Origin of the sequence: Arthrobacter rhombi (assembly GCF_039526245.1) — a bacterium.
GTDB lineage: Bacteria > Actinomycetota > Actinomycetes > Actinomycetales > Micrococcaceae > Arthrobacter_H > Arthrobacter_H rhombi.
In genome coordinates, this window is the sequence record NZ_BAAAIV010000011.1 from 1 (window position 1) to 14,373 (window position 14,373).

A 14,373-nucleotide genomic window follows, 5' to 3' on the forward strand; every position below is an offset into this window, starting at 1 on the left:
ACGCCGCCGGACCATTATTAGGCTCAGGGCCCTGGACATCAGTCCAGGGCCCTGAGTCATTTAACGCGCTGTTCAGGCCATCGGAACTACCCCAACAATGCATGAGCTGGCGGAGGTAGGGTGGAAATATGGATGGCATTTTTTCCCACGCGGAACCAGGGTTCGACGCCGGCCCGGCAGGCTCGGCGCCCGGGCACTCAGAGCCAGTCGTGGCGGCCGTGACGGTGCCGATGGAGTGCGACCAGGCCTTTGAGGGGTTCGTCGACTATCTGCACTTGTGGTGGCCCTTGGGGACGCTCTCAGGGATCGGCCCCGGTTCCCATCTCGGGTTCGAAGGACAGGACCTGGTGGAGGAATCGGAAGCGGGGGAGCGGCGACGGTGGGCGACGATTGGCCGCTCGGAGGCGCCCCTGCGCATCGAGCCGCAGGGATTGGCGCGAGGCGTACTTGAACTGGATTTCACCCTGGGATATGAGCAGGAAGCCCCCACTCGCGTGGCTATCGAATTCCTGGAAACCGGAACAGGTGCAACCGATGTCACGCTCACGCACGACGGCTGGTCCAATGGCGAGGCAGGAGAGGGGCAGCGCGAGCTGGCCAAGGCCTGGCCCGAAGTGCTGGGGTATTACCAGCGCTTCATGGGTGGCGCCGCCTAGGCCGCAGGAAGTGCTCCACTGTCCCGGTAGGGGAACCTTGTGGTAGCTGTCCATCGATGACGGCCCGGTTGGGGCGTCAAGGCGTTGGGCGTTTGCGGCGGTCAGGTCCTGGCGTGCGCACCGGGGCCTCCGATTAGTGAATTCGGCCTCGACCCGGTAAACTTTTTGAGGTTGATAACCCCACGGGGTGTGGCGCAGCTTGGTAGCGCGCGTCGTTCGGGACGACGAGGTCGCAGGTTCAAATCCTGTCACCCCGACCACTTACCCGAACAACGGATTGAGGTTCGTTGTCCGGGCTTGGTTATCAGCAGCGAGTGGGGCCGAGGAATCGGCCCCACTTTTGCGTCCGGGTGTCCGGGGTCAGTGGGAGGGCGGCGCAGTCGAGGACCGGGCCATGAACTCGGTGGGGTAGAAACCCTCGGTTGGATCTGTTCCCTGTTCGCCTTCGCCGAGTAACGACAGCAGCTTGCCGACGGCGGCCGCTCCCTGTCCGCCGGGGTTCTGCGCGATCGTGCTCAAACCGAAGAGCTCCCCGAGCTCATGGCCGTCGATGCCGACGACAGAGACGTCAGCTGGGACCTGCAGTCCCAGATCGCGGGCGGCAAGGATCGCGCCGAAGGCCATCTCATCGGAGGCGCAGACGAATGCTGTCGGTCGCCGTCGTGGATTGGATAGGACGTTGCGGACCTTCTGGTAGGCGCCGGCGGTGGTGAAATCAGCGGTCAGCAGCCATTCGGGTCGCACGGGTAGTTCGGCTTGGTCCATTGCGAACTCGAAGCCATCCTCTCGTGCGGATCCCAGCTTGAAGTCCACCTCGAACTCTTCCGAACCACCGAGGAAGGACACCTCGCGGTGACCCAGGCTGATCAGGTGCTCCGTGGCTAGTGCTGCGATGTTGAAATCATCCACGCGAATGGTCGCGATCTGGGGGATAAGTCCACCAATTGCGACGACTGGTTTGCGCACCGATGCGAGTTGGCCGATCTCCGCGGGCTCCAGCTTCAGGGTCACCGTGATGACCCCGTCCAGTCGTTTGCGCAGCAGGAGTTCCGAGAAGACCGAGTCACGGTGGCGTTGTTCTCCGCCGGTGTTGTAGAGGGTGAGGTCGTAGCCGGCGTCGATCAGGGCACTCGTTGCACCCTGAAGCACTGTGGAGAAGTACCATCTTCCGACTGTCGGAACCACGAGGCCGATGTTCCGGCTGCGCCCTGATGCCAGTGAGGAGGCGTTGAAGGACACCACGTAGTCGAGGGCATCAGCTGCCTCGCGCACGCGTTCACGGCTGGCTGGGGATACCTTGCCATTTCCGCTCAAGGCTCGTGAGACCGTGGCGACGGAGACGCCGGCCCGCTCGGCGACGTCCTTGATGCTGGCCATCTGTTTCCTTCCGCTTCGGGTCCTAGACCCTTTTGGGCCTGGACTGGTGCGTGGCGCCCCTACCGCGGTTCTGGCTGGAGCCAGACTGCTGCATTCGCGGCCAGCCGGGGTACCCCGGTGTCGTGCTGCACTGCTTCCGGGGAGCTGGCCACCAGGACGCTGCCGGAGGGCAGGTCCACGGGGGCCTGCGACATGTTGAGCACGACGTCAATGCCGGAGTTCTCGAACGCAATGACTTCTGCCCCATGGCCGGTATCCAGCCAACGTAGGCCGCCCGAACCGAGCTTCAGCCTACGCCGTGCTTCCAGCGTTTGGCGGTACAGCGACAAGGTCGACCCCTGGTCTGCCGCTTGGACGGAGCGGGCCAGGCCCTCCCAGCCGTCGGGCTGTGGGAGCCAGGACGTCGCCGACGGGCTGAAGCCCAGTGTTGGACCCTGCGGCGTCCACGGCAATGGCACACGGCAACCGTCGCGGCCGACCCGTTCGCCAGCGGTGCGGAAGAAGTTCGGGTCCTGCCGGAAACGGTCCTCCAATCTGGTGTGGTCAGGCAAGCCCAGCTCCTCACCTTGGTAGAGGTATGCACCTCCGGGCAGGGCGAGCATGAACAAGCTGGCGGCGCGGGCCCGTGCCCTTCCAAGGTCGTGGTCAGGTTGGGGGTCTCGTGGACCGAGGCCATCGCCCAGCCGGACCGGCGTGGTGGAACCGAAGCGCGTCACCGGCCGGGAGACGTCGTGGTTTGAGAGTACCCAGGTACTCGGGGCTCCGACAGCGTCAAAGGCCTCCAGGGAGCGCTGCACCACGGCGCGCAGGGCCGTGGCATCCCAGCCGGTGTTCAGATAGGGGAAGTTGAAGGCCTGATGCATTTCGTCGGGTCGGACCCAGTCCGCGACCGCGTCGACGGGGTGGGCATTGGCCTCGGCGCACAAGATGCGTTGGCCGTCGTATTCGGACAGAATGGACCGCCAGCGCCGGTAGATGGCGTGGACTCCCGGACGCCCGAACATCGGGGCTGCGGAAAACGGGTAGCCGGGGGTGGGGGAGCCGTCGGCGGTTCCACCCCAGTCGGGCAGGCCGGCTTCCTTGACCAGGGCGTGGGCCACGTCGACCCGGAACCCTGCGACGCCGCGGTCCAACCAGAAGCGCAGTACGCGATCGAATTCCGCGTGCACTGCCGGGCAGTCCCAATTGAAGTCCGGCTGCGAGGAGTCGAAGAGGTGCAGGTACCACTGGCCCGGCGTGCCGTCGCCGGTCGTGACCCGGGTCCAGGCCGGGCCGCCGAAATGGGATTGCCAGTTGTTGGGTGGCTCGTTGCCGTCGGGCCCGCGGCCATCACGGAAGATGAACAGGTCACGCTCTGCCGATCCCGGGCCGGCGGCCACGGCAGCCCGGAAGGCAGCATGCTGGTCCGAACAGTGATTGGGCACCAGATCGACAATGACCCGTAGGCCCACGGCATCGGCCCGCGAAATGAGGGCGTCGAAGTCCTCGAGGTTGCCGAAGAGCGGGTCCACGTCGGTGTAGTCGGCGACGTCGTACCCGGCGTCGCGCTGCGGGGAGGGGTAGAAGGGGGAGAGCCAGACGGCGTCCACCCCGAGCTCGGCGATCTGGTGGAGTTCTGCGGTGATGCCGGCTAAATTGCCGGTGCCCGTCCCCTGCGCATCACGGAAGGAACGCGGGTAGATCTGGTAGATCACCGCGCTGCGCCACCACGAGTCGTCGGCAGTGGGCGCATGGACGAGCGCGCCTGGCTCGGCCTCGGGCCGGGGCGGCGAAATCACGGGGGCGGCGGAGGTGTCTGCGCCAGGCAGGACGGACCCCGGGGACGGGGCTGCGGGTGGGAACATGCGCTCCAGCTTAGCCGCGGATCACTCGCTGTGGAAGCGGTTGCAATGATCTGCCCCAGTCAGACGGGTGGTGTGGACGAGATGAGTGAAAGCGCTTACAGTTATGCCATACATCACAATGTCCTCCAGGGGCAGGGGCCTGTCAGGCGGCGACGCTGACTGGTCCGGGGCCCGGGGGTACTGCACTGAGCTTCGGAGAGGCACACATGAAGAACACCACCGACGGCCGGGGACTGGTTTCCCGTCGTTCCTTCGCCCTGGGCGCTTTCGGCACCTCGGCTGCCCTGATGCTGGCTGCCTGTGGCGGCGGCACCGGCAACAGCACACCGGCGTCGAACTCCGCGTCCAGTGGGGCAGCGAAGTCCACAACGGCGACCCTGACCCTGTGGGTCGATGCCGAGCGTTCCCCGGCGCTGAAGGAGATCGCCGCGAAATTCAAGGCCGACAAGGGCATCGCCGTCAAGCTGGTCGTGAAGGATTTTGCCGCAGTGCGCGACGACTTCATCACCCAGGCCCCGACCGGCAAGGGCCCCGACGTCCTCGTCGGCCCCCATGACTGGCTGGGCAAGTTGGTGCAGAATGGTGTCGTCGCCCCGCTGCAGCTCGGGGACAAGGCCTCGCAATTCGCGGAATCCTCCATCCAGGCCATGACGTACGAGGGCCAGGTCTACGGCCTGCCATACTCCATTGAAAACGTGGCGCTGGTCCGCAACACCGCGCTCTCGCCCGAGCCGTTGAAGACCTTTGACGAGGTGGTGGCCGCAGGCAAGAAGGCGGTCTCCGGTGGCAAGGCCAAGTACCCGTTCCTCGTCGGGCTGGACCCGAAGCAGGCCGATCCGTACCACACGTACCCGCTGCAGACCTCCTTCGGTGCCCCGGTCTTCGCGCAGAAATCCGACGGTTCCTACGACGGATCCAAGGTCATCATGGACAATGCCGGCGGCGTGAAGTTCGCCGAGTTCCTGGCCAAGAACGGCGACAAGGGCACCAAGGTCTTCAACTCCAACATCACCGGGGACATCGCCAAGGAGAAGTTCCTGGCCGGGCAGTCCGCCTACTTCCTCACCGGACCGTGGAACATCCCGGACATCCAGAAGAAGGGCATCAAGTTCGCCGTCGACCCGCTGCCCACCGCCGGTGACCAGCCAGCCCAGCCGTTCATCGGGGTCAACGGGTTCTTCATCTCCTCCAAGAGCAAGAACACGCTGGCGGCCACGGAATTCGTCGTGAACTACCTCAGCCAGGAAACCGCGCAGGACGCCCTGTTCAAGACCGGCGGCCGACCGCCGGCGCTGACGGCTTCCTTCGAGAAGGCGTCAGCTGACCCGGTGGTGAAGGCCTTCGGCGAGATCGGGGCCAACGGCGTCCCGATGCCCGCAGTGCCGGCCATGGACGCCGTCTGGGCCGACTGGGGAGGCACCGAGCTGAACCTCATTAAGGGCAAGGAATCGAACCCGGGCGCTGCCTGGAAGAAGATGGTCGCCACGATCAACAAGAAGATCTAGCACCCTTCCCTCCCGCTGCCCGCGTGCAGCACCGGGGTGCGGGGTGGCGACTCCAGGTCGCCACTCCGCGCCTTTCATCACCTATCGCATCACCCGTCGCGCGCGAACGCGGACGGCCCAGTAACCATGCGCTCAACTGCCCCGCGGTCGCGCACAACGAAGGCACGGACACCGATGGCAGGCACCACGCTCACCACCTCCAGCACACCCCCGACACCCTCCGGATCGACCCGGCCGCCCGGCCCCCGGCGTCCGAAGCGCACGTCGGATTCCCTGCTGGGCATCCTGGCGAAGATCGTGTTCCTGGGGTTCGTCGACGCCATTGCCGTGTTCGTCATGTTCCAGCTGGCGGCCAGCTCCGAGTGGCTCATCCTGGTGATCTCCGCGATCGTGACGGCGGTGGTCAACTGGATCTACCTGCGTCGCGACGGCCTGCCCGCCAAATACCTGGCCCCGGGCGTGTTCTTCCTCCTGCTCTTCCAGGTCTTCGTCATGGTTTTCTCGACCTACATCGCCTTCACCAATTACGGCGACGGACACAACTCGTCCAAGGCCGATGCCATCGAGTCCATCCAACTCTCCGCGCAGGAACGCGTCCCCGATTCCCCGCAGTACGCAGCATCCGTGCTGGAAAAGGGCAGCGACCTCTATCTGCTCGTCACCGCACCGGACGGGGCAGTGAAGCTCGGCGGCAACGGCCGGCCCCTGCAGGACGCCACCGCCTCGACCACCGGTCCGACCGGTGCGGCCACCGGGGTGGAGGGCTACACCACGCTGGACTTCGCCACCCTCCTCCAACGCCAGCAACAGATCGCCGACCTGAAGGTCCCCATCAGCGACAATGTCGAGGACGGTTCACTGCGTACGGCCGATGGCTCGACCGCCTATGTCTACAAGCCCAAACTCTCCTACGACGCGGCAGCCGACACGTTCACCGACACCACCAACGGCACGGTCTACCGCGACTCGGGCCAGGGCACCTTTGCCGCGCAGGACGGCACCGAACTGGCGACCGGCTGGAAGATCAACGTCGGGCTCGACAACTTCACCCGGGCCTTCACGGACCCGAACCTGCAGGGCCCGCTGCTACAGGTCGTGCTCTGGACCTTTGCCTTCGCCCTGCTTTCGGTGGCCAGCACGTTTGCCCTGGGACTCTTCCTGGCCATGGTCTTCAATCGGGCCGACCTGCGCGGCAAGAAGATCTACCGGGTGCTGATGATCCTGCCCTATGCCTTCCCCGCGTTCCTCTCCGGGCTGGTCTGGTCCGGGCTGCTGAACCCGGAATTCGGATTCATCAACAACGCCCTGCTCGGAGGAGCCCAGATCCCCTGGCTCACTGACCCCGTGCTGGCCAAGGTCTCGGTCCTGGTGGTGAACCTGTGGCTGGGCTACCCCTACATGTTCCTGGTCTGCACTGGGGCCCTGCAGTCACTGCCCGACGACGTCGAGGAGGCCGCCCGCATGGACGGGGCCGGTGCCTGGAGGATCTTCCGGGCCATCAAGCTTCCCCTGCTGCTGGTCTCGCTGGCCCCGCTGCTCATCGCGAGCTTCGCGTTCAACTTCAACAACTTCAACGTGATCTACATGCTCACCGGTGGCGGGCCGCGGTTCGACGGCACCACCTTCGACATCGGCGGCACCGACATCCTGATCACGATGGTCTACAAGATCGCGTTCGGCGCCGGCACCGGCCGCGACTACGGGCTCGCCAGTGCCTTGGCCATCATCATCTTCATCATCGTCGCCGTCGTCTCCGCGATCAGCTTCCGGCAGACCAAGTCCCTCGAGGAGATCAACCGATGAGCACCACCACCATCACGTCCCCGGTCCCGGGGACCGGGCACGACGACGGCACCACGGTTCCACTGCACCGTCGCCAGCCCTTCGGGCGCTGGTTCGCCGACAAGGGGTGGCGGCACATCGTGGGCATCCTGGCGGCCGTCTTCTCCGTTTTCCCGCTGCTCTACGTCCTCTCCGCTGCGCTGAATCCGGCAGGCACCATGGCCGGGGCCTCCAGCCTGTTCACCGAGTTCGGCTGGGGCAACTTCGAGGCGCTGTTCGCCAACCAGGAACGGCCCTTCGGCCGCTGGTTCGCCAACACCCTGCTCATCGGACTGGTCACCAGCGCGTTGACCGTGTTCCTGGGAGCGATGGCTGCCTATGCGTTCTCCCGCATGCGTTTCGCCGGCCGCCGGGTGGGACTGCTGACCTTGTTGCTGTTGCAGATGTTCCCCCAGCTGCTGACCGTGGTGGCGATCTTCCTGTTGCTGAACTTCCTCGGTGACATCATTCCGGCCATCGGCCTGGGCAGCTCACTGGGATTGATCATGGTCTACCTCGGCGGCGCCTTGGGCGTGAACACGTATTTGATGTACGGGTTCTTCAACACCGTCCCGCAGTCACTGGACGAGGCAGCCCGCATCGACGGTGCCTCCCACGTGCAGGTGTTCTTCAAGATCATCCTGCCCCTGGTCACCCCGATCCTTGCCGTCGTCGGACTGCTGGCCTTCATCGCGATCTCCAGCGAGTTCGTCATCGCCTCGGTGGTGCTCACCGACCCCGAATCGCAGACGCTCGCCGTCGGGTTGTACTCCTACGTCGCCCAGCAACGCTCCGAGAACTGGGGCGTCTTCGCCGCTGGAGCCGTGCTGGCCGCGATCCCCGTGATGGCCTTGTTCCTGTTCCTGCAGCGCTACATCACCACCGGGCTGACCTCCGGCGGGGTCAAGGGCTGAAACTACCGTCCGGGAATCCGGCAGGGCCCGGCGATGAGAGACTGTCCAGCAGGAGGACACCCATGATTTGCACGCCGCACCACGACGGCTCGGCCCTGTACGTCGACCGCCAGGACCCCGCCCTGGGCGACACCGTCACCATCCGGCTGCGCGTTCCGCACGACCAGCCCACCCCCGGCGGGGTGTGGGTGCGCAGTATCCGCGATGCCGAGCCCCACTATGACGCAGCCACGCGCCTGGGTGAGGTCGACGGCTGGGTCTGGTGGCAAGCGCGGCTGCTCATCGTCAATCCGGTCCAGAAGTACCGGTGGCTGCTGCGCACCGGGGCCACTCCCGGCAACCTCTGGGTCAATGCCCGGGGGACCGGGGCCCTGGACGTTCCCGACGTGCAGGATTTCAGGATCTGCGCCGGCCCTGCGGCACCGGCATGGATCCACAGCTCGGTGATGTACCAGGTCTTTCCCGACCGCTTTGCCCGCTCCGCTGCAGCGGACGGCCGGACGCTGCCCGACTGGGCCGTCGCCGCGGAGTGGAACACCAGTGCAGTCATCGGACGCGGCCCGGACACCCCGTACCAGTACTTCGGCGGTGACCTCGACGGGGTCAACGAACACCTGGACCACCTCGAGGCGATCGGCGCCACCGTCCTCTACCTGACCCCGATGTTCCCCGCCCGGTCCAACCACCGCTACGACGCGGCGGCCTTCACCGGCATCGACCCGCTGCTCGGTGGCGATGAGGCCCTCATCCGCCTCGTGGGGGCCGCCCACGCCCGCGGGCTGCGCGTCGTTGGCGACCTGACCACCAACCATTCAGGCGACGCCCACGAGTGGTTCCGGGCCGCCTACCGCAACCCCGCCGCGCCCGAATCCGACTTCTACTATTTCAGCTCCGGGAACACCGAATACCTGGCGTGGCTGGGCGTCGAGTCACTGCCCAAATTCAACTGGAGCTCCTCGGGGCTGCGCGACCGCTTCATCCTTGCCGACGACTCGATGGTGGCCCGCTGGCTCCAACCGCCCTTCAACCTGGACGGCTGGAGGATCGACGTCGGGAACATGACCGGCCGTGCCGGCGCCGATGACTTCAACCACGAGATCGCCGGACTCATCCGCGACCGGATCGGCACGATCAACCCCGAAGCCCTGCTCGTGGCCGAATCGACGTCCGACGCCGCCCCCGACTTCCAGGGCGATACGTGGCACGGGGCGATGACCTACACCAACTTCACCCGCCCGCTCTGGCAGTGGCTGGCCCGGCCGCCTGCCGGGTACGACGGCGAGGCCCCCGGGGCGGGCCACACCGCCGGAGCCCAACCCGGGCTGGTCCAGGACCCCGCGGGAAATGTCCTGGACCAGGGCTGGCCGGACTACTTCGGCCTGCCCCAGCGTGGGCCCGAGCGGATCGACGCCGAGGACTTCCTGGCCACCCACCTGGACTTCGCCGCTGCCTTCCCGTGGCGGGTGCGGCTGGCCAACCTGAACGCCATCGACACCCATGACACCGCCCGGGCGGCCAGTGCCATCCTGCCCGGGGCCCAACCCCTGGCGGCCGCCCTGCAATTCACCCTGCCCGGGGTGCCGATGGTCTTCATGGGAGACGAATTCGGGTTCGAGGGGTTCAACGGGGAGAAGTCACGCACGCCCATGCCCTGGAATGCCCCCGAGCGGATCCCTGCTGACCTGCGCGGACTCTATGCCGCGCTGTCCGCGTTGCGCCGTGAACATCCGGCGTTGACCTCCGGCGGCCTGCGTTGGGTCCACGCCACGGGCGGCATCCTGGCCTTTGTCCGCGAGGCGGCCGAGGCGTCGGTGCTGGTGGTCCTCTTCCGTGATGCTGCCACCGGGGTGGACCTGGGGGATCTTGCGCCCGGGCTGGCCGCCGGATTCGCGCCCCCTCGGCTCTGGGGCCACGGAACCGCCAGCGCAGTGCGTGAGGCGGGAGCCGGCGTCGTGGTCTCCGGGCAGGCCCTGTCAGCCGCGGCGTTCGCCTTACCCGGAACCCGCCTGCCGTAGGTCTGCCCGAGGGAAGCCGGCCTCCCGGGGGCCATTTTGGAAAAGTACTTCCAGAATGGCAGGTCGATGTGTAAGCTGCATCACAGGAGCCATCGCCTGTTCGCATGGATAACCTGGTGTGGCTCTCCCGACCTCGTCGGCCCTAACCATGCCCCCAACGATGCTTCAACGCATCGTGACGGCATCGTTGGTGGTCAGGCTGATGGAGGGATGACCATGACCGAATCCGTGCAGGAAACCACCACGGACGCTGCGGCCACCGCCGTGTCCGTCAACGGCAGGCAGATGTCCATTGCGGGCGTCGCCCCGCACACGACCACGTTGCAGTGGCTGCGTGGCAGCGGCATCACCGGTCCCAAGGAAGGCTGCGCCGAAGGGGAGTGCGGCGCCTGCGCCGTGATGATCGCCCGCCCGGACGGTGACGGCGGAACCCGGTGGACCTCGATCAACTCCTGCCTGGTGCCCGCCGCCGCCATTGCGGGCCAGGAGATCTACACGGCCGAAGGGCTGGCATCCTCCGAAACGCTGCATCCGGTGCAGCAGGAGATGGCGATGCGGGGAGGCTCCCAATGCGGTTTCTGCACCCCCGGCTTCGTCTGCTCCATGGCCGCCGAGTACTACCGGAAGGACCGGGCCGGCTGCGCCTGTGGTGAGGGAGGCTGCGGTGTCACGCCCTCCACCTCCGACATCGTCTCCACCGCACGCGCCGTGCCCTCCGGCAACGAGCTGCCGTGGTCGCTGGTCGTCGACGATGATGCCCGGCGTCTGGACTCCGTGCTGCCGCCACGCACAGGGGACAACCCGCCGGCGAGGACCGAACCGGCTGTCCGGTATGCCTCGACGCGGGAACACGAACCGGAGGTGGGGCCCAACGGCTTCGACCTCCACGCCCTATCCGGAAACCTCTGCCGCTGCACCGGCTACCGGCCCATCCGGGACGCCGCCTTCGCCCTGGGCGACGTCGATCCGCAGGATGCGCTCGCACAACGTCGCGACCGGCCCGCGCCGGCCAGCAGCCCGCTGCGCCTGGGAAGCGCCGGCAGCGCCTTCGTCCGCCCGGCCGACCTTGACGAGGCCCTGGGCCTGCTCACCGAAACCCCGGACGCCGTCCTGCTGGCAGGATCGACGGACTGGGGCGTGGAACTGACCATCAAGCACCGTCGCGCCGCGTTGACGATCGCCATCGACCAGCTCCCCGAACTGCGACGTTTCAGCATCACCGAGGACCAGGTGGAGATCGGTGCCGGCATCGCGCTCTCCGAGGTCGAACGTCTCCTCGACGGCTCGGTGCCACTGCTCGCGGAGGTCTTCCCGCTGTTCGCCTCGAAGCTGATTCGCAATGCAGCGACCATCGGCGGGAACCTCGGCACCGGATCGCCGATCGGGGACATGGCCCCGGCCTTGCTGGCCCTGGACGCGGAGTTGGTGCTCGCTTCACCGCGGGGGGAGCGGACGGTCGCGCTGGCCGACTACTTCACCGGCTACCGGCAGAGTGTGCGCACCGCAGATGAAATCATCCTCGCCGTGCGCATCCCGACGCCGGTCCTGCCGCTGGGCAGGTTCTACAAAGTCGCCAAACGCAAGTTCGACGACATCTCCTCGGTGGCCGTGGCCATTGCCGCCCGTGTCACCGACGGCACGGTCGAACAAATCCGCATCGGCGTGGGCGGTGCCGCCGCGACGACGCTGCGGGCCCGGGATACCGAAGCCGCCCTGCTCGGCAAACCGTGGACTGCCGAGAGCTTCCACGCCGCCGCAGAGGTCATGCAGGCCGAGGGCACCCCGATGTCCGACCACCGGGCCAGCGCCCGGTACCGCAGCGCCACCCTGGCCCAATCCATTCGTCGCTTCCACGAGGAGGCAACATCATGAACCCGTTCTCGTCCCGGCCGCTCGCCGGCCTCCCCGACGGCGGATCCACCGGCGTCGTCATGCCCCACGACGCGGCGTGGGAACACGTCACCGGTCGGGCCCTGTACACCGATGACCTGCCGCACCGTTCGGCCCACGTCCTGCACGCGTGGCCGCTGCAGGTCTTCGCCGCCCACGCACGGATCGACAGCCTCGATGCCTCCACGGCCCGGACCATGCCCGGCGTCGCCCGGGTGCTCACCGCGGAGGACGTCCCCGGCCTGAACGACCACGGCGAACTCGGCGACGAGCCCCTGTTCCCGGAGGTCGTGCAATTCCACGGGCAGGCCGTGGCCTGGGTCCTCGCCGACACCCTCGAGCAGGCCCGGCTGGCCTGTGAGGCCATCGAGATCTCCTACACGGAGCTGGACTCCATCATCACCACCCAGGAGGCCATCGCCGCCGGGCAGTTCCAGGGGCCACAGGCCACCTTGAGCCGCGGCGACGCCGACGCCGCATTGGAGAAGGCCCCGCATCGCCTCAGCGGAGGAATCGACATCCAGGGCCAGGAGCACTTCTACCTGGAGACCCAGGCCTCGTTCGCGACAGTGGACGAAAGCGGTCAGGTCTTCATCCAGTGCTCGACCCAGGCACCCAGCCACACCCAGGAGGTCGCGGCCCGGGTGCTGGGCCTGTCGGCCAGCCAGGTTACCGTCCAGTGCCTGCGCATGGGCGGCGGTTTCGGCGGCAAGGAAACCAACGCCAATGCCTTCGCTTCCGTCGCCGCATTGGGCGCCGTGCTGACCGGCCGGCCCGTGAACGTGCGCTTGAACCGCACCCAGGACCTGACCCTGACGGGCAAACGCGGCGGCTTCCACGCCACCTGGGAAGCAGGACTGGACGATGAAGGGCACATCCTGGCCCTGAACGCCGTCATGACAGCGGACGGCGGCTACAGCGTGGACCTCTCACCCGCAGTGGTCAGCCGGGCACTGTGCCACATCGACAATGCCTACTACCTGCCCGACGTGCACGTCACCGGGCGGATCGCCCGCACCAACAAGACCTCGCACACGGCGTTCCGCGGCTTCGGAGCACCCTCCGGGATGATCGTGACCGAAGACCTGCTGGGCCAGGCCGCCACCAAGCTGGGCATCAGCCAAGCGGAGATCCGCCGCCGGAACTTCTACGCCCCCGGCCAGACCACTCCCTACGGGCAGGTGGTCAGCCAGGCCACGCGCATGGATGACATGTGGGATCAGCTCAAGGACACCAGCGGCTACGACACACGGCTGCGCGAGGTCGCCGACTTCAACGCCGGGCACCAGCACGTCAAACGCGGTCTGGCCATCACCCCGGTGAAGTTCGGCGTCTCGTTCAACAAGCCGGTCCTGAACCAGGCCGGCGCGCTCGTGCTCATCTACCGCGACGGATCGGTGCTCATCAACCACGGCGGCACCGAAATGGGGCAGGGCCTGCACCAGAAGATGCTGCAGGTCGCCGCCTCCGCACTGGGCGTGCCGTTGCGACGCGTCCGGCTGGCACCCACCCGCACCGACAAGGTGCCCAACAGCTCGGCCACCTCGGCCTCCACCGGCTCGGACCTCAACGGGGCAGCGGTCAAGAACGCCTGCGAGATGATCCTGGACCGGCTGGCACCCGTCGCCGCCAGCCGGCTCGGCGTCCACCCGAACGACGTGCGCATCACCGGCGACGTCGTCAGCGGACTGGGCACCGACCGGACCCTCGACTGGGCCGACCTCGTCGAAACTGCCTACCAGCAGCGGGTCTCGCTGTCGGCGGCCGGCTACTACCGGACCGAGGGCCTGCACTTCGATCCGAGCACCTACCAGGGGAACGCCTTCAAGTACTACTCGCGGGGAGTCGCCGTCGCCGAGGTGGAAGTCGATGGCTACACCGGCGCGTATACGACCCGCCGGGTGGACCTGCTGCACGACGTCGGCAGCTCGCTCTCGCCGCTGATCGACCTCGGCCAGATCGAAGGTGCGTTCGCCCAGGGAGCCGGCTGGCTCACCCAGGAGGACCTGCGCTGGGACACCACCGACGGGCCGAACCGTGGCAAGCTGCTGACCCAGGCAGCGAGCACCTACAAGCTGCCGTCCTTCTCGGAACTGCCGCAGGTGTTCAACGTCGACCTGTACGTCCACCCGACCGACGACGGCAGCATCTACGGCTCGAAGGCAGTGGGGGAACCCCCGCTCATGCTCTCGATCGCCGTGCGGGAGGCACTGCGGGCCGCGGCCGCAGCCTTCGGGGAACCGGGGCAGCAGGTCGAACTACCCTCCCCGGCCACCCCCGAGGCCGTGTACTGGGCCCTGGACCAGGCGCGCCACCCGGCAGCCTCCCCGGCCTTCGCGTCCGACTGAGCC

At 67.1% G+C, this 14,373-nt stretch carries 9 protein-coding genes and 1 tRNA gene; 8 read left to right on the plus strand and 2 right to left on the minus strand.

Going from position 1 to position 14,373, the window contains the following annotated elements:
* Window positions 1-128: 128 nt before the first annotated feature.
* A complete protein-coding gene (locus ABD088_RS09455; RefSeq protein WP_343901683.1) occupies window positions 129-656 on the plus strand; it encodes an SRPBCC family protein in 528 nt (175 codons plus the stop codon).
* A 183-nt stretch (window positions 657-839) separates the two neighbouring features.
* A tRNA-Pro gene (locus tag ABD088_RS09460) sits at window positions 840-916 on the plus strand.
* 100 nt (window positions 917-1,016) lie between these two features.
* Here the strand turns inward: ABD088_RS09460 and ABD088_RS09465 are convergent.
* Together ABD088_RS09465 and ABD088_RS09470 are read right to left on the minus strand one after the other, a co-directional pair.
* The gene (locus ABD088_RS09465; RefSeq protein ID WP_343901684.1) at window positions 1,017-2,033 is read right to left on the minus strand and encodes a LacI family DNA-binding transcriptional regulator; all 1,017 of its coding nucleotides are present in this window, start codon (window positions 2,031-2,033) and stop codon (window positions 1,017-1,019) included.
* Window positions 2,034-2,092: 59 nt separating this feature from the next.
* On the minus strand, window positions 2,093-3,877 hold the full coding sequence (locus ABD088_RS09470) for a glycoside hydrolase family 13 protein (RefSeq protein WP_343901685.1): 1,785 nt from the start codon (window positions 3,875-3,877) through the stop codon (window positions 2,093-2,095).
* Window positions 3,878-4,083: 206 nt separating this feature from the next.
* Between ABD088_RS09470 and ABD088_RS09475 the strand changes: the two genes are divergently transcribed.
* The 6 genes from ABD088_RS09475 (at window position 4,084) to xdhB (ending at window position 14,370) form a co-directional block, all read left to right on the plus strand.
* Window positions 4,084-5,382: a sugar ABC transporter substrate-binding protein gene (locus tag ABD088_RS09475; protein WP_343901686.1), complete on the plus strand. Its 1,299-nt coding sequence runs from the start codon at window positions 4,084-4,086 to the stop codon at window positions 5,380-5,382.
* A 174-nt stretch (window positions 5,383-5,556) separates the two neighbouring features.
* Window positions 5,557-7,185: an ABC transporter permease subunit gene (locus ABD088_RS09480; protein ID WP_343901687.1), complete on the plus strand. Its 1,629-nt coding sequence runs from the start codon at window positions 5,557-5,559 to the stop codon at window positions 7,183-7,185.
* A complete protein-coding gene (locus ABD088_RS09485) occupies window positions 7,182-8,117 on the plus strand; it encodes a sugar ABC transporter permease (protein ID WP_343901688.1) in 936 nt (311 codons plus the stop codon). Before ABD088_RS09480 ends, ABD088_RS09485 begins: the two co-directional genes overlap by 4 nt.
* Before the next feature lie 62 nt (window positions 8,118-8,179).
* Complete coding sequence (locus ABD088_RS09490) at window positions 8,180-10,132, plus strand: glycoside hydrolase family 13 protein (RefSeq protein ID WP_343901689.1); 1,953 nt, start codon at window positions 8,180-8,182, stop codon at window positions 10,130-10,132.
* Between the two features lie 216 nt (window positions 10,133-10,348).
* Window positions 10,349-12,004: a xanthine dehydrogenase small subunit gene (locus ABD088_RS09495; RefSeq protein ID WP_372711190.1), complete on the plus strand. Its 1,656-nt coding sequence runs from the start codon at window positions 10,349-10,351 to the stop codon at window positions 12,002-12,004.
* Window positions 12,001-14,370 (plus strand): xanthine dehydrogenase molybdopterin binding subunit, encoded by a 2,370-nt coding sequence (xdhB, locus tag ABD088_RS09500; protein ID WP_343901691.1) that lies wholly within the window; start codon window positions 12,001-12,003, stop codon window positions 14,368-14,370. The genes ABD088_RS09495 and xdhB overlap by 4 nt, the downstream gene beginning before the upstream one ends.
* The last annotated feature ends 3 nt before the right edge of the window (window positions 14,371-14,373 follow it).

Coding starts and splice junctions, on each gene's coding strand:
- ABD088_RS09455 (WP_343901683.1), top strand. CDS start 129: ATGGATGGCATTTTTTCCCACGCGGAACCAGGGTTCGACGCCGGCCCG.
- ABD088_RS09465 (WP_343901684.1), bottom strand. CDS start 2,033: ATGGCCAGCATCAAGGACGTCGCCGAGCGGGCCGGCGTCTCCGTCGCC.
- ABD088_RS09470 (WP_343901685.1), bottom strand. CDS start 3,877: ATGTTCCCACCCGCAGCCCCGTCCCCGGGGTCCGTCCTGCCTGGCGCA.
- ABD088_RS09475 (WP_343901686.1), top strand. CDS start 4,084: ATGAAGAACACCACCGACGGCCGGGGACTGGTTTCCCGTCGTTCCTTC.
- ABD088_RS09480 (WP_343901687.1), top strand. CDS start 5,557: ATGGCAGGCACCACGCTCACCACCTCCAGCACACCCCCGACACCCTCC.
- ABD088_RS09485 (WP_343901688.1), top strand. CDS start 7,182: ATGAGCACCACCACCATCACGTCCCCGGTCCCGGGGACCGGGCACGAC.
- ABD088_RS09490 (WP_343901689.1), top strand. CDS start 8,180: ATGATTTGCACGCCGCACCACGACGGCTCGGCCCTGTACGTCGACCGC.
- ABD088_RS09495 (WP_372711190.1), top strand. CDS start 10,349: ATGACCGAATCCGTGCAGGAAACCACCACGGACGCTGCGGCCACCGCC.
- xdhB (WP_343901691.1), top strand. CDS start 12,001: ATGAACCCGTTCTCGTCCCGGCCGCTCGCCGGCCTCCCCGACGGCGGA.